The sequence below is a fragment of the Promicromonospora noduliphila genome, from assembly GCF_056951025.1.
Window position 1 is genome coordinate 1,904,942 of the sequence record NZ_CM167806.1, and the last position, 19,132, is coordinate 1,924,073.

Here is a 19,132-nt window from a genome sequence, read left to right on the forward strand (position 1 = left end):
CGGCGGTGGTGCCAAGCGTGCCAGAACTCACAGGGCGCGGCCGGGCGACGTCCGTCCATCGGGACGGGTACGGGCGAGCGCCGGGTGCACGGCTGGGCACACGAAGAGGGCGCCTTCCGCACGGAAGGCGCCCTCTTCGGTTGCGCAGGTTTCGCGGCGACGGCGGCTGTCCGACGGCGGTGGTGGCCGGTCAGCGGCCGCGCATGCCCTTGCGGTCGGGGCGCGCGCGGGTCGGGTCGATGCCCTTGGGGATCGGCAGCCTGACGCCACCGATGGCCTTGAGGCGCTTGCTGATCTCGGCCACCTCGGCCCGGGTCAGGGTCGACTTGAGCCGCGAGACGGCCCGCGCGAGCTTGGTGAGCGGCACCTGCCCCTCACCGTCGCCGCACTGGATCAGCGTGACCGGCACGTTGGACAGGATGCGGGTGACCTTCTTGCGCTCCTGGTCGAGCAGGCGCGTCACGCGGTGCGACGGCCCCTCGGAGACGAGCACCACACCGGCCTTGCCGACGCCGCGGAACACGAAGTCCTGGTTCCGCGCGTCGACCGCGACGGGCTCGTCCTCGAACGTCCAACCGCCGCGGACGGTGCCGAGCGCAGCTCGCGCCGCGCCGGGCTGGCCGGCGATCTGCGTGTAGGCGGCCTTCTCCGCGCTGCGCGACAGCACGAACATCGCCGCCAGCACACCGAACGGCACGCCGACCACGAGCGCGTAGACCCACGGGCCCGTCAGGACGCCGATGAGCAGCGCGACCGCCACGACGCCGAGGAACGAGGCGAGCATCCACCAGGTGACGAGCGGGTTCTGCCTGCGGGTCATCTGGTAGACGTCCCACAGCTGGTGGTACCAGCGCCGCTTCTTGGGCTTCTTCTGCTGGGAGGCGGACGCTACATCGTTGCGCGCATCGCCCCCGGACGGGGTTCGGGCCATGGTCGTCAATTCTAGTGGCTGCGAGCGGACTGGATGCCCTCAGCGAGCCAGCAGGCTCGCCGCCTCCTGACGCGAGGTGGTGGGCTCCGCGAGGTGCGAGAGCGCCTCGGGAATGGGTCGGCCGTGCTTGGTCATCGCCTGGCCCCACAGGCGACCCGCGCGGTAGGACGAGCGCACCAGCGGGCCCGCCATGACGCCGAGGAAGCCGATCTCCTCGGCCGTCTCGGACAGCTCGACGAACTCCTCGGGCCGCACCCAGCGGTCCACCGGGTGGTGGCGCAGCGACGGGCGCAGGTACTGCGTGATCGTGATGATGTCGCAACCGGCGTCGTGCAGGTCCCGCAGGGCCTGCTTGACCTCGTCGACCGTCTCGCCCATGCCGAGGATCAGGTTCGACTTGGTGACCAGGCCGGCGTCGCGTGCGCGGGTGATCACGGACAGCGACCGCTCGTAGGTGAACGCCGGGCGGATCTGCTTGAAGATGCGCGGCACGGTCTCGACGTTGTGCGCGAGCACCTCGGGGCGTGACTCGTTGACGACGTCCAGCAGCTCGGGGATGGCGTTGAAGTCCGGGATCAGGAGCTCGACGCCGGTGCCGGGGTTCAGGGCGTGGATCTGGCGGACGGTCTCCGCGTAGAGCCAGGCGCCGCCGTCGGCCAGGTCGTCGCGGGCGACGCCTGTGACGGTCGAGTACTTCAGGCCCATGGTCCGCACGGACTCGGCCACGCGGCGCGGCTCGTCCCTGTCGAAGTCGGCGGGCTTGCCAGTGTCGATCTGGCAGAAGTCGCAGCGGCGCGTGCACTGGTCGCCGCCGATGAGGAAGGTCGCCTCGCGGTCCTCCCAGCACTCGAAGATGTTGGGACAGCCCGCCTCCTCGCACACCGTGTGCAGGCCCTCGCCCTTGACGAGCGATTTCATGTCGCGGTACTCGGGACCCATCACCGCCCGGGTCTTGATCCAGTCGGGCTTCTTCTCGATGGGCGTGGCCGAGTTGCGCGCCTCGATGCGCAACATGCGTCGGCCTTCAGGTGCGATGGTCACGCAGATCCCTCCCAGGTCAGCGGGTTCGCCCAGCCTATGCCTCGGGCGGCCGACGTCGCGCGGCCGTCCCGCGGGCGAGGAGTGGCGTTCGTCACGCGGTCGCGGGGACCGCTTCGGCCGGCGTCCGCTCGGCCGGGCCGACTGGTGTCCCGGCCGACGACGGCGCGTCACCGCGCGAGAGAAGGGGTGCGAGGTGCTCGACGAGGGCCGCCTCCAGCAGGGGACGCACCTCGTCGACGGTGACCCGCCGGCCCAGCTCGGCGGTCAGCGACGTGACGTCGGCGTCGTCGATCCCGCAGGGCACGATGTGCTCGAACGCGGTCAGGTCGGAGTCGCAGTTCAGGGCCAGGCCGTGCATGGTGACGCCCTTGGCGACCCGCGCGCCGATGGCGCACACCTTGCGCTCGCGCCGGGGGCTCGGCAGGTCGGGGGAGTCGGCGGCCACCCAGACGCCGGACCGTCCCTCGACGCGCATGGTCTCGACGCCGAGCGCCGCGCACACGTCCATCACCGCCTGCTCCAGCGTGCGGACGTACTCGACGACGTCGAACGGCTTGGCCAGCTTGACGATCGGGTAGGCGACGATCTGGCCCGGCCCGTGCCAGGTGATCTTGCCGCCGCGGTCGACCTTGATGACCTCGGTGCCGTCGGTCGGGAACTCGTCGCGGTGCGTGCGCGCACCCGCCGTGTAGACGGACTCGTGCTCCAGGAAGAAGAGGGTGTCCGCCTGTTCCTCGGTACGGACGGCCTCGTGCGTGCTGCGCTGCAGGTCCCAGCCCTCGTGGTACTCGACGTGCCCGGCGAGATGACGAATGTCCATGCCCGCCACCCTAAGCCCGCCGCCGCACCGGCTCAGGAGGTCGGGAGCGGTTCCGCCGGGCAGGTCGTCAGGACCTCCGCCATCGCGTCGTGCTCCTGGGGCGTGACCCACAGCTCGTACTTGGCCTTGACCGCGATCTGCCGGGCGACGTACTCGCAGCGGTACGCCTGGTTCTCGGGCAGCCACTCGGAGGCGTCCTGCGCCCCCTTGCCCATGTTGGCCGGGCCGTCGGACGCCACGAGGTTGAGCGGGTCGTTCGCGATCTGGACGCGCTTGTCCTCGTCCCAGTCGGCCGCGCCGGTGGTCCAGGCGTTCATCAGGGCCACGACGTGGTCGATCTGCACGTCGCCGGAGTTCTCGCCGCGCTCGAAGCTGATCGTCTCGCCCGTGTACGGGTCGTCGAGCGTGCCGGAGGCGACCTCGCACGAGTCGCCCTCGGTCAGCTCGATGTCCTCGAGGTCCCGCTGGAGCATGTCGTTGCGGGTGTCGCAGCCGTTGTCGTCGACGTCCTGCCAGGCGCTGCCGAAGTCGGCCTCGCGGTCGTAGCCGGCCTCGGTCGCCGGTTCCTGGACCGTGAGGTCCTCCAGCGCCGCGAGAGCCGAGCCCTCCGCGCCCTCGGCGGGGGCGACGTCGTCGCCCAGGGACTTGACCACGAAGTTGCCGGCGAGCACGAGGGCCGCCACGGCGATGAGCACGAGCTGCAGGGTCTTGCGAGTCTGGCTGGACTTCTTGGCTGTGGCGGACACGAGCCCCCTCATTCTGTCGGCCGGTGTTGTCCAGGCCGAACGAGGCCGGACAAGAGAAATAACGTGTGAAACGTACCTCTTGCCCCAGTCTGCCAGAGTTGTGTTACGCCGCTTAAGCCGCTGACCAGTGATCTCGCGTCGTCGCGTCCTGCGGGGCACCATGGGGCCATGGCTCTACGGATCGGGATTGTCGGGTACGGGGGTGCGGGCAGGCAAATTCACGCCCGCCTGGCGCGAGCTGCGGGAATGTCGGTAACGGCGGTTGTCGCGCGCGACCCCGGACGGCGTGTCCAAGCCGCCGGCGACTGGCCGGGCGCCCGGCTGTTCAACGACCTGCCGTCGATGCTCGCAGAGGCCGGCCTCTACGACCTCGTGGTCATCGCCAGCCCGTCCGCGCTGCACGCGGACCACGCGAACGCTGTCTCCCTTTCGGGCAAGCCCTTCGTGCTGGACAAGCCCATAGCGACGACGGCGGCCGAGGCACGGCGGGTGGTGAGCGCGGCGTCGTCGTCGGGCACACCGTTCACCGTGTTCCACAACCGGCGCTGGGATCCCGAGCAGCTCACCCTCGCGGCCCTGCTGAAGCGCGGCGACCTGGGCCGGGTGCACACCTTCGAGCGCCGCTGGGAGCGGTGGCGGCCCAAGCCGCAGCAGCGGTGGAAGGAGAACGACGCCGTGGGCGGCGGGCTCCTGCTCGACCTCGGTACGCACCTCGTGGACTCGGCGACACAGCTCTTCGGACCGGTCGTCGCCGTGTACGCCGAGGCCCGGGCGCTCTCGACGCCCACAGAGGACGACGTCTTCCTCGTGCTGCACCACGCCGCGCCGGGCAGCGAGCCGGGCGCCGTCCCGGGGCGCGCCGCGGCCGCCGACGTCCTGTTCGGCGTCGAGCCGCCCGCCAAGGGCGTCGTCTCCCGGCTGTGGGCGGGCTCCCTGGTCGGCGCCCCCGGCCCGCGCACGCGCGTCCTCGGCGACGGCGGCGCGTACCTGGTGAACTCGTTCGAGGGCGACGCGTCACCCTTCGACGTGCTCGACGGCGAACAGCCGGAGGGCACCCTCGGCTGGCTCGTCCGCGGCCGGGAGCGGACGGCGGTGCCGCAGCCGCCCGGCGGGCACGCGGACTTCTACCCCGCCGTCGCCGAGTGGCTGGTGGGCGAGGGGGACATCCCCGTCGACCCGGCCGACGCCGTCCGGACCGCCGAGGTGCTCGACGCGGCCCGTGTGTCGGCCAAGGAAGGCCGGCTCGTCGACGTGTGAGGCGGTCGGCGACACCCGGGCGGTCCATGCATTCGGGTGTTCACCCACAGGGTGCTCGATTCGGCAAATCCTGTGGATAAAGGGCGGGCTCCGGACCGCGGGGTTCTGATGAACGGGTGCACTACATCGAATCCGCAGAACTGGTCCGCGTTGCCGTCCCCAGCGAGGCCGCAGCGCGGGATCTCTTGGTGCGCCGTCTGGACACCCTCGCGACACTGGACCACCCGCACCTGGTGCCGCTCATCGCCATCTCCCCGAACGGCCCGGACAACCTCGACGTCCGGCTCTCGCGGACCGGGGCGGTCGACCTCCCGACCGCCGTCGGCTCGCGCGGCCCGCTGACCGCCGCCGAGGGCTCGGGGATCACCGTCGCCATCGCGCAGGCGCTCGCGGCGCTGCACAGCGTGGGCCTCGTCCACGGCGGCGTCCGGCCGACCGACGTGCTGCTGCGCAGCGACGGCAGCGCCATGCTGCGCCCCCGCGTGACGCTCCCCGACCACAGCGACGACCCGGTCGACGTGACGTCGCTGGCGACGCTCGTCGAGTCGGTGCTGGGCTTCCCCGGCCCCAGCCTGGACTCCGAGGCCGACGAGGCGCTGCGCGCCGTGCTGGCCCGCGCCCGTGCGGAGGACCCGCGCGACCGGCCTGAGCCGGGCACGCTCGCCGCGCTCGCGGACAAGGCGGTCAAGCCCGAGCCGGTCCGGCTGCCGCACGGTTCCGCGCTGGTCTCGGCGGCCCTCAGCGGTCCCGTGGCCCTCGCGGGCCACGTCCCGCTCGGCGCGCACACGCCGTCCGCGTGGCGCTCGGCCGCCAAGACGCTGACCGGGTCCATCGCGGCCGTCGACGCCAGGTCCTGGGGGGCGCGGCGCCGGGCGACGATGCCGGTCTCCGGCAGGCCGGGGGCGGCACAGCCGGCCGGCCAGGCCGCCCGGTCGCGGATCACCAGCGGCTCGGTGTTCGCGACGGCCATGGTCGCGGCGGGCCTCGTCGCGGGCATCACGGTCGGGGTCACGGCCCTGCCCGAGGCCTTCGGCGGCGAGGAGCCGGCGGTGGCAGCCCCCTCGCCGACGGCGTCGACTCCGCGCTGGGGCGGCATCAACCCGGTGAGCAACGCCAAGGATCCGGCCGGTGCTGCCGTCGAGCTCACCGAGCGCCGTCTGGCGCTGCTGGCGGGCGCGGTGTCCGACATCAGCACCGTCAACGTGGAGGGCTCGCCGGCCTACCTGGCCGACCAGCAGATCCTCGACGAGCTGGAGCGGAACGGCGCGCAGGTGGTCGGCGCGTCCGCCGACGTGAAGTCGACGGAGGTCGTGACGATGGGCCCCGGTGCCGCGTCGGACCTGCACAGCGCGACCACGGCGTCCCGCCAGACCTCCGAGACGGCGGCCGCCGAGGGGGAGCGGGCGACCGAGAGCACGCCCATCGAGGCGGTCATCCGGATCGAGTACACGATCACCGCGCACATGCAGGTGTCCGAGGACGGCGAGACGGTGGTGCCCGCATCGCAGGAGTCGGCCGACCTGACCCTGGTGTGGACGCCGGGCGGCTGGCGGGTCAGCGAGGTCCGCTGACCCGGCCCTCACGGGTGCAGGCGCCGCTCACGGGTGCACGACCCAGCGGGCCGCCTCCCGCGGGCTCGTGTGCGTCCAGGTGAAGCCGGTCCGGCTCAGCACGCCGGGCACCACCCGCTGGGAGGCCACGAGGTCGCCGGCAAACTGGCCGAGGGCGATCCGCAGCGCGAACCTTGGCACGGCCAGCGCCGCGGGCCGGTGCAGCTCCTGGGCGAGCGCGCGGGTCAGGGCCCGGTTCGTGGTGGGCTCCGGCGCCACCGCGTTGACCGGGCCGCGCACCTCGGCGCCGATGACGTGCCGGATCGCCGCCACCTCGTCGGTCAGGGTGATCCAGCTCCACCACTGGTGCCCGGTGCCGAGCGGGCCCCCGAGGCCGAGGCGCAGGAGGGGCAGCAGCCTGCCGAGTGCGCCGCCCGACGGCGCGAGCACCAGGCCGCTGCGCAGCCAGACGACGCGCGCCCCGGCGTCCGCAGCGGGCGCCGTCGCGTTCTCCCACGCCTTGACGAGGCCCGCGAGAAAGTCGTCCCCGCGTTCGGACGCCTCGGTGAGCACCTCGTCCCCGCGGTTCCCGTACGCCCCGATCGCGGAGGCGTTCACCAGCACGGGCGGCGTCTCCAGCCGCGCGATGGTGCGGGCGAGCAGGCTCGTGGTGGTGGTGCGCGAGCCGACGAGCGTCTGCTTGTAGGCCCGGGTCCAGCGGTGGTCGCCGATCCCCGCCCCGGCCAGGTTCACGACGGCGTCCGCGCCCTCCAGGGCGGTCGGGTCCAGCTCGCCCGTTCGCGGGTCCCACGGCAGGTTCCGGACGCCGTCCGTGCCTGCGCTGTCCGTGCCCGTTGTGCCCGTGGCGGCGGTCGGGCTCGGCTGGTCGGTGCCGCGGCGGACCAGGCGCCGCACGCGGTGTCCGTCGGCAAGGAGGTTCGCGACCAGCGCGGAACCGATGAGACCGTGCGAGCCGGCCACCACTACGTCCATGCGGCGAATCTAGCCTGCCCGGGGCGGGCGTGACCGCCGGACGGACGACCGTGGCCGGCCCCGGATCCGGGACCGGCCACGGTCAGTTGCGACGCTGGTCGAGCCGACGCCACGGCGTCGGTCAGAGACCGACCTCCGCCTCGAACGCGCCCTCCTCGATCCGGTTCTTGATGGCGGTGAGGAAGCGGGCGGCATCCGCGCCGTCGACCAGGCGGTGGTCGTAGGACAGGAAGATGTACGCCATCGAGCGCACCGCGATGCTCTCGTTGCCGTCGGTGTCCGTCACCACGACCGGGCGCTTCGTGATGGTGCCCGTGCCGAGGATCGCGGCGTGGCCCAGCGGGACGATCGGGGTGTCGATGAGCGACCCGCCCGAACCGGTGTTGGTGATGTTGAACGTGCCGCCCGACAGCTCGTCCGGCGTCACCTTGTTGGCCCGGGTGCGGGCACCCAGGTCCTGGATCTGCCGGGCGATGCCCGCCAGGTTGAGGTCGCCCGCGTTCTTGATGACGGGCACCACGAGGCCGCGCTCGGTGTCGACGGCGATGCCGACGTTCTCCGAGGGGTGGTAGGCGATCTCGCCCTTCTCGGTGTCGATCGTGGCGTTGATCTTCGGGTACGCCTTGAGCGCCTCGATGGCGGCCAGCGTGAAGAACGGCAGGAACGTCAGCTTGGCGCCCTCGCGGGCCGCGAAGGACTCCTTGGCCTTGGCCCGGAGCTTCGCCACGCGGGTGACGTCCACCTCCATCACCGTGGTGAGCTGGGCCTGCGTCTGCACCGCCTCGAGCATGCGCTCGGCGACGATCTTGCGCAGGCGCGACATCTTCTCGGTCGTGCCGCGCAGCGGCGACACCTCGAGCTTGGTCGGGGCCGACGGCGTCGTGGTCGCCGCGGGCGCGGCGGCCGCGGGTGCCGGCGCGGCCTTGGCCTCGGCGGCCGCGAGCACGTCCTCCTTGCGGATCCGGCCGCCGACACCGGTGCCCGTGACGGAGGCGACGTCGACGCCCTTCTCCGCCGCGAGCTTGCGGACCAGCGGGGTGAGGTAGGAGCCGATGGTGCGGCCCGGCGACGTCGGGGCGGGGGCCTGGGCGGCGGGAGCGGCGGGCGCCTGAGCGGTCGGAGCGGGCGCCGCCGGTGCGGGAGCCGGGGCCGGGGCGGGCGCCGCGGGAGCCGGGGCGGCCGGTGCCGGAGCCTCGGCGGCCGGCGCCGGGGCGGCGGTCTCCGCGGGTGCGGGGGCAGCAGCCTCGGCGGGTGCCGGCGCCGGGGCAGCGGGCGCAGGCGCAGCAGCCGGAGCGGCGGCCCCCGACCCGACCAGCGCCAGGACGGCGCCGACCTCGACGGTCTCGTCCTCCTTGACCAGGATCTCCTGGAGCGTCCCGGCGACGGGCGACGGGATCTCGGTGTCGACCTTGTCGGTGGACACCTCGAGCAGCGGCTCGTCGACGGCGACCTCGTCACCGACCTCCTTGAGCCAGCGCGTCACTGTGCCCTCGGTGACCGACTCGCCCAGGGCGGGCAGCGGGACCTCGGTCCCCGCGCCGGCCGGCGCCGCGGCGGGTGCCTCGGCAGGGGCCTGTGCGGGGGCAGGTGCCTCGGCGGCGGGCGCCGCGGCGGGCTCGGGCGCGGCAGGAGCCGGCTCGGGAGCAGGAGCGGGCTCGGCGGGGGCCGGGGTCGGCTCGGGAGCTGCGGCCTCGGCGGGCGCCTCGGTGGCCTCGGCGGCGGGCTCGGCCGCCGGGGCGGCCGGGGCGGCACCGGCACCGGAGCCGTCGCCGATGACGGCGAGGGTGGCGCCGACCTCGACGGTGTCGTCCTCCTGGACGAGGATCTGCTCGAGGACGCCGGCGATCGGCGACGGGATCTCGGTGTCCACCTTGTCGGTGGACACCTCGAGCAGCGGCTCGTCGACGGCGACCTCGTCGCCGACAGCCTTGAGCCAACGGGTGACAGTGCCCTCGGTAACGGATTCGCCGAGGGCCGGCAGCTGCACGTTCTCAGACATGACCTGCAGGGTCTCCTTTGTCGTTTCGGTCAGTTGTGGGCGTGCAGAGGCTTGCCGGCCAGCGCCATGTGTGCCTCTCCGAGTGCCTCGTTCTGGGTGGGATGTGCGTGGACGAGCGAGGCGACGTCCTCCGGGAACGCCTCCCAGCCCACGATGAGCTGGCCTTCGCCGATCAGCTCGCCCACCCGCGAGCCGATCAGGTGCATGCCGACCACGGGTCCGTCCTTGCGGCGCACCAGCTTGGCGAAGCCCTGGGTGCCCAGGATCTTGCTCTTGCCGTTGCCCGCGAGGTTGTACTCGACGGTCTCCACCTGGTCCGCGCCGTACAGCTCGGCTGCGCGGGCCTCGGTGACGCCGACCGACGCCACCTCCGGCTCGCAGTAGGTGACGCGCGGGATCGCTGGCTCGTCGAGCGGCGCGGGCGCCAGGCCCGCGATCTGCTCGGCCACGAAGATGCCCTGCGCGAACCCGCGGTGGGCGAGCTGCAGGCCGGGCACGATGTCGCCGACGGCCCAGACCTGCCCGCCGGCCGGCGTCGGGACGCCGGTGCGCAGCAGCTCGTCGGTCAGCACGAAGCCGCGGTCGATGCGCACGCCGGCCGCCTCGTAGCCGAGGTCAGCCGTTCGCGGACCGCGCCCGACGGCGACGAGCAGCAGGTCGGCGTCGAACGTCGTGCCCGACTCCAGCTCGACCTTCACGCCGTCGTCGGACTGCTTGACCTGGGCGAAGCGGTCGCCGAGGGAGAACTTGATGCCGCGCTTGCGGAACGCGCGCTCCAGCGCCTTCGAGAGCGCGACGTCCTCGTTCGGGACGAGGTGCGGCAGCGCCTCGACGATCTGCACGTCGGCGCCGAACGACTTCCAGACGCTCGCGAACTCGACGCCGATCACGCCGCCGCCGAGCACCACCACGGACTTCGGCACGGTGTCCAGCGTGAGCGCCTCGTCGGAGGTGATGACGCGGCCCCCGAGCTCCAGGCCGGGCAGCGTCCGGGCGTACGAGCCGGTCGCGAGCACCACGTGGGTGCCGGTGTAGCGGGAGGTGGTGCCGTCCGCCGCGGCGACCTCGACGACGCCGGGCGACACGAGCGTGCCGTGCCCGTGGGCGACCGTGATCTTCCGCGAGGCGATCAGGCCCTGCAGGCCCTTGTACAGCCCGGCAACCACCGAGTCCTTGTAGGCCAGCACGGCCGGCATGTCGATGCCGTCGAGCGAGGTGCGGACGCCGAACTGCGCGCCGTGGGCCGCGGCGTCGGCCACCTCCGCCGCGTGCAGCAGCGCCTTGGTGGGCACGCAGCCCACGTGCAGGCAGGTGCCGCCGAGCTTGCCCTCTTCCACGAGGGCCACGCTCAGGCCGAGCTGCGCCGCCCGGAGGGCCGTGGCGTAGCCGCCGCTGCCCCCACCGAGCACGACGACGTCGAACGTGACCGGGTTGTCCTGCGTAGGCACGTACTGGCTCCTCGTCGACTGTGTTGACGATTGTTGACTCTGCGGGGTGCGGCCTCCGCGTGCACGCTGTGGTCAGCCCGCGCGCGGAGAATGAGCGCCGCATGCCATCTTGACACTTCAGCGGGCGTGGCCCCAATCGGGTACGCGGCTTGCCGGGTGTGACCGTGGTGACATTGACCGGCCGACGGGGCTGTGACAGGAGTTTGTGAGTTCCCTGGATGTGCGTGGAGATGCCTAGGACGGCGCCGGTCTCGCTAGTAGTCTCGGTCCATGCCCCGCCAGTCCCGTAGCTCGCTCGCGCGTTTCTTCCAGCGACGGTCCCCGTCCGGCAGCGGATCGCGCCCCGGTGGCGGCGACGCGCGCCGCCAGACCCTGGCACACCTCGGCGAGTTCGTCGGGTCCCGTGTCGGCGTCGAGGCCTACGTGGAGCCGCCCACCGCGCAGATCCCCAGCACGATCCTGCTCGTGGCGAGCACCGGGGAGTGGACGCGCCGCCGGGTGCCCGACGAGCGCACGGCGTTCGACATCGCGAACCAGCTCGGGGTGCCGGTGTACAACGTCCGGTTCACCGGCTACCCCCAGCGGATGCGCGACTGGAACAGCGCGCAGCGCAAGCCGAAGTAGGGCCTACTACTTCGCCGTCGCCCGGCCCTCGATGAAGCTCAGCAGGGTGCGGACGCCGACGCCGGTGCCGCCACCCGGCGTGTAGCCGTGCGCGCCGCCCTCGTTGAAGGCCGGGCCGGCGATGTCCAGGTGGGCCCACGGGTGGTCGCCCACGAAGGTCTGCAGGAACAGGCCGGCGTTGAGCATGCCGCCCCAGCGCGGCCCCGAGTTGGCGACGTCGGCCACCTTGGACTTGATGTTGGACTTGAGCTCCTCCGGCAGCGGCATCGGCCAGAACAGCTCGCCCGCAGCGGAGGCGGCGGCCGCCACCTCGTCGCGGACCTCGTCGGTGCCCATGACGGCGGACGTGCGGTTGCCGAGCGCGACCATCTGGGCGCCGGTGAGGGTGGCGATGTCGAGCACGACGTCGTGGCCGTCCTCGACGGCGGACACGAGGCCGTCGGCCATGACCAGGCGGCCCTCCGCGTCGGTGTTCAGCACCTCGACGGTCTTGCCGCCGTAGATCGTGATGACGTCGGCGGGGCGCTGCGCGTTGCCGCCCGGCATGTTCTCGGCGAGGCAGAGGTAGCCCGTGACGGCGACCGGCAGGCCGAGCTTCGCGGCGGCGACCACGGTGGACAGCACGGTGGCGGCGCCGGCCATGTCGGACTTCATGGCCTCCATGCCGGCCGACGGCTTGATCGAGATGCCGCCGGAGTCGAACGTGATGCCCTTGCCCACCAGCGCGACCTTCGCGGCGGGCTTGGCCGGCGTGTAGGCGACCTTGACGAGGCGCGGCCCGCGGGTCGAGCCCTGCCCGACCCCGGTGAGCCCGCCGTAGCCGCCGGCCGCGAGCTGCTTGTCGTCCAGGACGGTCACCTTGACCTGCCTCACGTCCTTGGCCGCTGCCTTGGCGGCGTCGGCGAACGTGGCCGGGTACAGCTCGTTGGGCGCCGTGTTGACCAGGTCGCGCGCGGCGTGGACGGCGGCAGCCACGATCTCGGCGCGCTCGGCGGCGAGCTTGGCCTTGGCGTTCTTGTGCAGCGGCGTCAGGATCTCGACGGCGGCGACCGGGTCCTTGCCGTTCTTCGCGTCCTTCGCGGCGGCCTTTGCCTGCTCCTTCGCCGTGTCCTTGCCGGCGCTGCGGTAGCGGTTGAAGGCGTAGGCGCCCAGCAGCGCGCCCTCGGTCACGGCGGTGATCTCGGCGTCGTCCGAGGCGGGCAGCGCGATCGCGGCCGACTTCAGGCCTGCGAGCTCGCGGGTCGCGGCGCCGGCCGCGCGGCGCAGGGTCTCGGCGGCGAACGTGCCGTCCTCGGCCCGCTCACCCAGGCCGGTCAGCACCAGGACGTCGGCGGCGAGCTTGGCGCCGGCGGGGATCTTGCGGACCTCGTCCCTGGCGCCGGTCACGCCGAGCTGCGGGGCGAGCGTCTCGAGCTCCGTCAGCAGGTCCGTGGGGAGCTGGTCGGAGACGACGGCCACGCCGTCCGACGTCTGGGCGGTCGCCACCACGAGCGCTTCGGCCTTCACGGCGGTGGGATTCTTGCTGGAGAGGGTAACGGAGGTCACGAGGCCGATCGTAACCCGGGCCTCCGACAGCCGGTTCCCTGGGGTTTCCGGCCGAGGCGGCCCGATGGAGGCGCAGGTCACGCACGATCCGATTCCCGCACCGCCGGGGCCGCCGGGTAGTCTGCGGGACGTGATCCTTGCCCTCCTGCTCCTCGTGGTCGCGCTGTGCGTGGTCCTGGCCGGGTGGGCCGGCTGGTTCGTGGCCAGGGACCGCGCGGTCATCCTGAACCAGCTCTGGGGCGGGGCCGTGATCGAGTTCCTGGTGCTCGTGCAGGGCGTCGTCGCGATCGTGCAGGGCGCCACCGGCGCCGGCGCGGGCGACCCGCTGCTGTTCTGGGGCTACTACGCGACCGCGCTGGTGATCCTGCCGGTCGCCGCGGCGTGGGCCTTCGCAGAGCGCACCAAGTGGAGCTCCGTGGTGCTGCTCGCGGCGTCCCTGACCGTGGCGTTCCTCCAGTGGCGCATGTGGCAGATCTGGACGGGGGTGTGATGACGGAACGACCCGCGGCGGAGCGACCCGCTGCCGGACGGCGGACCGGGCGGGGCTTTGGCCGCGCGCTGGTGACCGTGTACGGGATCCTGGCGTTCGCGGCACTCGGCCGGTCGTCCTACGAGCTGGCCGTGAAGTTCGGCGAGGCGCCCGTGGCCTACACGCTGTCGACGCTCGCCGCCGCCGTCTACGTGGTCGCCACGTTCGCGCTTGCGATCGGCAGCCCCGCCTGGCGCGTGACCGCCTGGATCACCGTCGGGATCGAGGCGGTCGGCGTCGTGACGGTCGGTGCGCTCTCGCTCGCCGACCCGGACGTGTTCGGCGAGTCGACCGTCTGGTCCGGCTTCGGCCAGGGCTACGGTTACGTGCCGCTCGTCCTGCCGTTCGTGGGGCTGTGGTGGCTGTGGCGGACGTCGCGCGCCGTTGCGGAGAAGAGGACTGCATGAGCTGGCCGTACTCGCTGCTGTTCCACGGTGTGTTCCGCCGGATGGACCCCGAGCGGGCGCACGAGCTCGCGTTCGCGCTGATCGAGCGCGCGGGCAAGGTGCCGGTGCTGCGCGACGTCGTGCAGGGCGCCGTCGCCCCCTACCTGGGGCAGCGTGCCGGGGGCCCCGGCAGCGTGCGCCTCTTCGGCCGCGTGGTGCCCGCGCCGTTCGGGCTGGCCGGCGGGTTCGACAAGAACGCGCGAGCGGTCAGGGGCCTGACGATGCTCGGCTTCGGGTTCGTCGAGATCGGCACCGTCACCGCGCACCCGCAGCCCGGCAACGAGAAGCCGCGCATGTGGCGCGAGCTCGACGTGCGCGGCGTGCGCAACCGGATGGGCTTCAACAACGAAGGTGCCGCGGCGGCGGCCGCCCGGCTGCGGGAGCTGCGGAGCACCGCGGCGGGCCGCGCGATCGTCGTCGGCGCCAACATCGGCAAGTCCAAGGTGACGCCGTCGGAGCACGCCGCGGCCGACTACGCGACGTCGGCCCGGCTGCTGGCGCCCTGGGCGGACTACCTCGTGGTCAACGTGTCGTCGCCGAACACGCCCGGCCTGCGCGACCTGCAGGCCACCGAGTCGCTGCGACCCATCCTCGAGGCGGTGCGCGCGGCCGCCGACGAGGCCAGCGCGGCGTCCTCCGGCGCGGGCCGGCGGGTGCCGCTCCTGGTGAAGATCGCGCCCGACCTCGCGGACGAGGACATCGACGCCGTCGCCGACCTCGCGCTGGAGCTGGGCCTGGACGGCGTGGTCGCGGTCAACACCACGATCGGCCACGACCGCGGCCCCGGCGGGCTGTCGGGTCCGCCGCTGCTGGGCCGCGGCATCGAGGTCGTCGCGCGGCTGCGGCAGCGCCTGGGCACCGGTCCGGTCATCATCGGCGTGGGCGGCATCACCCGCGCTGACGACGTTCGCGCGTACCTGCGCGCCGGGGCCGATCTGACCCAGGGGTACACGTCGTTCGTCTACGAGGGGCCGCTGTGGGCGTCGGAGATCAACCGTGCGCTGACCCGCTCCGCCGGCTCGACAGCAAGTGGGAGGTACGAGTGATCCGTCCGCAGTGGGAGTGGGCCCTCGACGACGCCGAGGGGCGCCGCCTGAGCGAGCCCGTCACGCCCGTCTTCACCGCGCAGTACGACGCCGAGCAGTGGCTCGGCGAGCACTGGCGCGAGCTGGCCGAGGCCGGGGCGGCGCGGGCTAGCCTGCTGCACGACGGTACCCAGGCCGCGCCGAGCGTCGAGCTGCGGATCCCCTGAGCGGGGGCGACCACCAGCTCGCCCGGCCGGTCAGGCGCAGGCCGGCGGGCACGAGCACACCGCGGATCAGCGTCGCGTCGACAGCGACGGCCAGCGCCATGCCGATGCCGAGCTGCTGCATGAACGACACCTCGCTGGACGCGTAGACGGCGAACGACGCGGCCAGGATGAGGGCGGCGGCGGTGACGAGCGAGGCCGACCGCGCGATCCCGGCGGGCACCGACCCGACGACGTCGCCCGTGCGTGCGTACTCCTCCTGGACGCGGGCCAGGAGGAACACCTCGTAGTCCATGCTCAGCCCGTAGGCGATGCAGAACATCAGCAGCAGGATGCTGGGCTCCACGACGCCCGTGGGGACGAATCCGAGCAGGCCGGCGAGCGCGCCCTCCTGGAAGCCCCACACCACCACGCCGAACATGACCGAGAGCGAGAGCAGGTTCAGCACCATCGCGGTCAGCGGTGCGACGACGCTGCCGGTCATGACGAACAGGACCACGAACGTGACGGCCAGGACGAGCACGGCCACCAGGGGCAGGCGCTCGACGATGCCGTCGCGGTAGTCCGCCAGCTCCTACCTGGGCGAGCTGGCCGACCGCTGACGGCCCGTGACCCGGCCCCACGCCCGGACCAGCCGCGGCACGGCCTCGGCGAGCTCCGCGGGTGACCGGGTGAACGTGAGCCGCACGCGCGTGGTCGCGCCGGCGTTGTCCGGCGTGAACAGGGGTCCCGCGGCCACGAGCGCGCCCTCCGCCGCTGCGGCCGCCGCGAAGGCCTGCGCGACGGGCCGGCCGAGGTCGACCCAGCAGAACAGGCCGCCCGGCGGCACCGGCACCCCCCAGGGGAACGCGTCCCGGAGCGCGCCGACCAGGAGGTCGCGCCGCTCGCGCAGCATGCGGCGGCGGCCGCTCACGACCTCCGCGCGGCGCCCGAGCAGCTCCGTCACGGCGAGCTGCTCCAGCACGGCGGTCGCGATGTCCGCCGACTGCCGCGCCCGCGCGAGCTGCGCGATCACCTGCGGATGCGCGCGGACCCAGCCGATGCGCAGCCCGCCCCAGAACGACTTCGAGGCCGACCCCACCGACACGACGTGCGGCGACGTCCCGTCCCCCGCGAACGCGGGCGGAGTCCGGTCGCCGGACGGGTCCTCGTCGGACAGGTCGAGCTCGACCAGCGTCTCGTCACCGACGACCGTGACGCCGTGGCGGTCGGCGATCTCCCGGACGGCAGCCCGTTCGCCTGCCGACAGCACGAAGGCCGTCGGGTTCTGGAAGTCCGGTACGAGGTACACGAGCCGCGGCTGGGCGCGGCGGACGGTCGAGGCGAGCAGGTCGACGTCGAGCGGTCCCGTCGGAACGCCGACCACGCGGCCCCCGGCGTTGCGCATGGCCTCCATCGCGTGGAAGTAGGTGGGCGACTCCACCACCGCGCGGTCGCCCGGGCGCAGATGGGTCCGCGCGAGCAGGGAGATCGCCTGCTGGGCGCCCGTGGTCACCAGGATCTCGTCGGCGGTCGTCGGCACGCCGCGCTCGCGGTAGCGGGCGGCGACGGCCTCGCGCAGCGGCGCGAGGCCGTACGGCTCGTACCCGCCGGTGTCGAGATAGGCGGGCAGCCCCTCCAGGGCGCGCGCGAAGGCCTCGTGCAGCTCGGGTGGCGCCGGCGGCGTCGCCTGCCACAGGTCCACGTGTCCGACGCCGGACGGCCCGCCCGCCGGGGTCGCCACCCGCAGGGCGTCGTCGGCCACGGGGGCGTCGCCGCCGGCCGGTCTGCTCGGGCTCGGCCGGACGGCGCCCTGCGGCAGCGTGGTGACCGTGCCCGACCCGACACGACTGATCGCGAAGCCGAGCTCCCGCAGCCGCGCGTACGCGCCGGACGTCGTGGTGCGCGAGACCCGGAGCGTCGCGGCCAGCTCACGCTCGCTGGGCAGTCGGGTGTGCGGCGCGAGCGTGCCCGACAGGACGGCGGCGCGCAGGGCGTCGGCGAGGGCCACGTACGCCGGTCCGCCGGCGTGCCAGGTGCCCAGCAGCCGGGCCGTCGTGGACGGGGAGATCTGGCGCAGCACGGTGGGAGTCGCGGCGGACATGGGGCCACTCTTGCGTGATTGGCCATGGATGACAAGGCCAATGGTCCGCATGATGGGCACATGACGACGACCACCGGCCGCCCGGCCGACCACGACTCGATCCCCACGGCACCACCTACCGAGTCGACGGGGCGGGGCGCGGCGCCCGTCGCGATGCACCCCGCGCGCCGCGGCGCGCAGCTCCTGGCGGGCCTCGTCGGCTACGGCGTCTCCATGGCGCTGATGCTGCACTCCGGACAGGGCGCGATGCCGTGGGCGGTGCTCGACCAGGGCATCGTGGACCGCACGGGACTGGCCTACGGGTGGGTGGTGCTCGGGATCGGGCTGCTGGTGATGCTCGCCTGGATCCCGCTGCGCCAGCGGCCCGGTATCGGGACGGTCGCCAACATCATCGTGATCAGCCTCGTGGTCGACCCGGCCCTGTGGGCGGTGGAGCGGCTGCTGCCCGCACCCGGGCTCGCGGCCGGGATCGCGCTGGTCCTCGGCGGCATCGTCCTCAACGGCGTGAGCACCGCCGCGTACGTGGGCGCCCGGCTCGGGCCGGGGCCGCGCGACGGGCTGATGACCGGCCTGGTGCAGCTCACCGGCTGGCCCGTCTGGGTGATCAAGACCGTCATCGAGGTCACGGTCGTCGTCCTCGGCATCCTGCTGGGCGGCACGTTCGGCTGGGCGACCGTCGTGTTCGCCTTCGGCGTCGGCCCGGTGGTGCAGGTGGCCGCGCGGTGGCTCGCGCCGTCGGGCCTGGTCGGGCGCCGCCGCTGAGGCGCCGGCAGTGGCATCGCGGGAGGCCCGCTTTTCCCAACGGGGACCAACAAGGGGGTCGATTCGATTCGAAGGCCTGTCGTAGGGTGCGGTCATGGTCAACTACCGGTACCTCGGCAACAGCGGTCTCAAGATCTCGGAGATCACGTACGGCAACTGGCTCACCCACGCATCGCAGGTCGAGAACGACGTCGCCGCGGCGTGCGTCCGCGCGGCGCTCGACGCGGGCATCAGCACCTTCGACACGGCGGACGCGTACGCCAACACGGCGGCGGAGCAGGTGCTCGGCGACGCGCTGAAGGGCGAGCGCCGCGCGTCCATCGAGATCTTCACCAAGGTCTTCTGGGCCACCGGGCCGAAGGGCCCCAACGACGCGGGCCTGTCGCGCAAGCACATCATGGAGTCCATCAACGGCTCCCTGACGCGGCTCGGCACCGACTACGTCGACCTGTACCAGGCGCACCGGTACGACGTCGAGACCCCGCTCGAGGAGACGATGCAGGCATTCGCCGACGTCGTCCGCCAGGGCAAGGCCCTCTACATCGGCGTCTCCGAGTGGACGGCCGACCAGATCCGCGCGGGCGCCGCCCTGGCCAAGGAGCTCGGCTTCCAGCTCATCTCGTCGCAGCCGCAGTACTCGATGCTGTGGCGCGTCATCGAGGGCGAGGTCGTCCCCGCCTCGAAGGAGGCCGGCCTCTCCCAGATCGTGTTCTCGCCGATGGCGCAGGGCGTGCTGTCGGGCAAGTACCTGCCGGGGCAGCCGGCGCCGGCCGGCTCGCGCGCCACGGACGAGAAGGGCGGCGCGCAGACGATCAGCCGCTTCATGAACGACGAGACGCTGACCGCCGTGCAGAACCTCCGGCCGGTCGCGGACGAGCTCGGCCTGTCCATGGCGCAGCTCGCGGTCGCGTGGGTGCTGCAGAACGACAACGTGGCCTCGGCGATCGTGGGCGCCTCGCGCCCCGAGCAGGTCGCGGAGAACGTCAAGGCGTCGGGCGTGACCATCCCGGCCGAGCTGATGACGCGGATCGACGACGCCCTCGCCGGCATCGTCGAGCGCGACCCGGCCAGGACGCTGGCGGGCATGCCGAAGACGCGTCCGGCCTGAC

The 19,132-nt window shown here is 73.2% G+C and carries 19 protein-coding genes; 9 read left to right on the forward strand and 10 right to left on the reverse strand.

The genetic code is table 11. The features are described from left to right. Nucleotides 1-190: 190 nt before the first annotated feature. The 4 genes from AC0QU1_RS08345 to AC0QU1_RS08360 form a co-directional block, all read right to left on the reverse strand. Nucleotides 191-931, reverse strand: coding sequence for a DUF4191 domain-containing protein (locus AC0QU1_RS08345; RefSeq protein ID WP_483575850.1), 741 nt, complete (start codon nucleotides 929-931; stop codon nucleotides 191-193). A 39-nt stretch (nucleotides 932-970) separates the two neighbouring features. After that, on the reverse strand, nucleotides 971-1,972 hold the full coding sequence (gene lipA, locus AC0QU1_RS08350; RefSeq protein ID WP_483575852.1) for a lipoyl synthase: 1,002 nt from the start codon (nucleotides 1,970-1,972) through the stop codon (nucleotides 971-973). A gap of 91 nt (nucleotides 1,973-2,063) precedes the next feature. Next, entirely contained in the window at nucleotides 2,064-2,792 is a 729-nt protein-coding gene (gene lipB / locus AC0QU1_RS08355; protein ID WP_483575854.1) for a lipoyl(octanoyl) transferase LipB, read from the reverse strand. 32 nt (nucleotides 2,793-2,824) lie between these two features. Beyond that, the gene (locus tag AC0QU1_RS08360; protein WP_483575856.1) at nucleotides 2,825-3,538 is read right to left on the reverse strand and encodes an HNH endonuclease family protein; all 714 of its coding nucleotides are present in this window, start codon (nucleotides 3,536-3,538) and stop codon (nucleotides 2,825-2,827) included. A 168-nt stretch (nucleotides 3,539-3,706) separates the two neighbouring features. On the opposite strand from AC0QU1_RS08360, the gene AC0QU1_RS08365 reads away from it, so the two are divergent. Next, nucleotides 3,707-4,795, forward strand: coding sequence for a Gfo/Idh/MocA family protein (locus tag AC0QU1_RS08365; protein ID WP_483575858.1), 1,089 nt, complete (start codon nucleotides 3,707-3,709; stop codon nucleotides 4,793-4,795). A gap of 116 nt (nucleotides 4,796-4,911) precedes the next feature. Then, nucleotides 4,912-6,366, forward strand: a complete 1,455-nt coding sequence (locus tag AC0QU1_RS08370) for a serine/threonine-protein kinase (RefSeq protein ID WP_483575860.1) — start codon at nucleotides 4,912-4,914, stop codon at nucleotides 6,364-6,366. A 27-nt stretch (nucleotides 6,367-6,393) separates the two neighbouring features. Here the strand turns inward: AC0QU1_RS08370 and AC0QU1_RS08375 are convergent, their stop codons facing one another. From AC0QU1_RS08375 to lpdA, 3 genes are all read right to left on the reverse strand, one after another. Continuing rightward, nucleotides 6,394-7,338, reverse strand: coding sequence for a TIGR01777 family oxidoreductase (locus tag AC0QU1_RS08375; protein WP_483575862.1), 945 nt, complete (start codon nucleotides 7,336-7,338; stop codon nucleotides 6,394-6,396). Nucleotides 7,339-7,459: 121 nt separating this feature from the next. Beyond that, on the reverse strand, nucleotides 7,460-9,337 hold the full coding sequence (sucB, locus tag AC0QU1_RS08380) for a 2-oxoglutarate dehydrogenase, E2 component, dihydrolipoamide succinyltransferase (RefSeq protein WP_483575864.1): 1,878 nt from the start codon (nucleotides 9,335-9,337) through the stop codon (nucleotides 7,460-7,462). 29 nt (nucleotides 9,338-9,366) lie between these two features. After that, a complete protein-coding gene (gene lpdA / locus AC0QU1_RS08385; RefSeq protein ID WP_483575866.1) occupies nucleotides 9,367-10,785 on the reverse strand; it encodes a dihydrolipoyl dehydrogenase in 1,419 nt (472 codons plus the stop codon). A 270-nt stretch (nucleotides 10,786-11,055) separates the two neighbouring features. On the opposite strand from lpdA, the gene AC0QU1_RS08390 reads away from it, so the two are divergent. After that, entirely contained in the window at nucleotides 11,056-11,409 is a 354-nt protein-coding gene (locus tag AC0QU1_RS08390; RefSeq protein WP_483575868.1) for an oxidoreductase, read from the forward strand. A gap of 6 nt (nucleotides 11,410-11,415) precedes the next feature. On the opposite strand, the gene AC0QU1_RS08395 is transcribed toward AC0QU1_RS08390, so the two are convergent. Next, the gene (locus AC0QU1_RS08395) at nucleotides 11,416-12,954 is read right to left on the reverse strand and encodes a leucyl aminopeptidase (protein WP_483575870.1); all 1,539 of its coding nucleotides are present in this window, start codon (nucleotides 12,952-12,954) and stop codon (nucleotides 11,416-11,418) included. Nucleotides 12,955-13,084: 130 nt separating this feature from the next. On the opposite strand from AC0QU1_RS08395, the gene AC0QU1_RS08400 reads away from it, so the two are divergent. From AC0QU1_RS08400 to AC0QU1_RS08415, 4 genes are read left to right on the forward strand one after another with little or no spacing between them, the layout of a single operon-like run. Continuing rightward, nucleotides 13,085-13,444 (forward strand): hypothetical protein, encoded by a 360-nt coding sequence (locus AC0QU1_RS08400; protein WP_483575872.1) that lies wholly within the window; start codon nucleotides 13,085-13,087, stop codon nucleotides 13,442-13,444. After that, nucleotides 13,444-13,890: a hypothetical protein gene (locus tag AC0QU1_RS08405; RefSeq protein ID WP_483575874.1), complete on the forward strand. Its 447-nt coding sequence runs from the start codon at nucleotides 13,444-13,446 to the stop codon at nucleotides 13,888-13,890. Before AC0QU1_RS08400 ends, AC0QU1_RS08405 begins: the two co-directional genes overlap by 1 nt. Further along, nucleotides 13,887-14,975 (forward strand): quinone-dependent dihydroorotate dehydrogenase, encoded by a 1,089-nt coding sequence (locus AC0QU1_RS08410; protein WP_483575876.1) that lies wholly within the window; start codon nucleotides 13,887-13,889, stop codon nucleotides 14,973-14,975. Before AC0QU1_RS08405 ends, AC0QU1_RS08410 begins: the two co-directional genes overlap by 4 nt. Beyond that, nucleotides 14,972-15,181, forward strand: a complete 210-nt coding sequence (locus AC0QU1_RS08415; RefSeq protein ID WP_483575878.1) for a hypothetical protein — start codon at nucleotides 14,972-14,974, stop codon at nucleotides 15,179-15,181. The genes AC0QU1_RS08410 and AC0QU1_RS08415 overlap by 4 nt, the downstream gene beginning before the upstream one ends. On the opposite strand, the gene AC0QU1_RS08420 is transcribed toward AC0QU1_RS08415, so the two are convergent. Together AC0QU1_RS08420 and yczR are read right to left on the reverse strand one after the other, a co-directional pair. After that, nucleotides 15,123-15,707, reverse strand: a complete 585-nt coding sequence (locus AC0QU1_RS08420) for an MMPL family transporter (RefSeq protein ID WP_483575880.1) — start codon at nucleotides 15,705-15,707, stop codon at nucleotides 15,123-15,125. The two genes, AC0QU1_RS08415 and AC0QU1_RS08420, sit on opposite strands and share 59 nt — an antisense overlap. 45 nt (nucleotides 15,708-15,752) lie before the next feature. Beyond that, the gene (gene yczR / locus AC0QU1_RS08425; RefSeq protein WP_483575882.1) at nucleotides 15,753-17,261 is read right to left on the reverse strand and encodes a MocR-like transcription factor YczR; all 1,509 of its coding nucleotides are present in this window, start codon (nucleotides 17,259-17,261) and stop codon (nucleotides 15,753-15,755) included. A 60-nt stretch (nucleotides 17,262-17,321) separates the two neighbouring features. Between yczR and yczE the strand changes: the two genes are divergently transcribed. Then, nucleotides 17,322-18,023, forward strand: a complete 702-nt coding sequence (gene yczE, locus AC0QU1_RS08430) for a membrane protein YczE (RefSeq protein WP_483575884.1) — start codon at nucleotides 17,322-17,324, stop codon at nucleotides 18,021-18,023. A gap of 94 nt (nucleotides 18,024-18,117) precedes the next feature. Beyond that, nucleotides 18,118-19,131 (forward strand): aldo/keto reductase family protein, encoded by a 1,014-nt coding sequence (locus AC0QU1_RS08435; protein WP_483575886.1) that lies wholly within the window; start codon nucleotides 18,118-18,120, stop codon nucleotides 19,129-19,131. The last annotated feature ends 1 nt before the right edge of the window (nucleotide 19,132 follow it).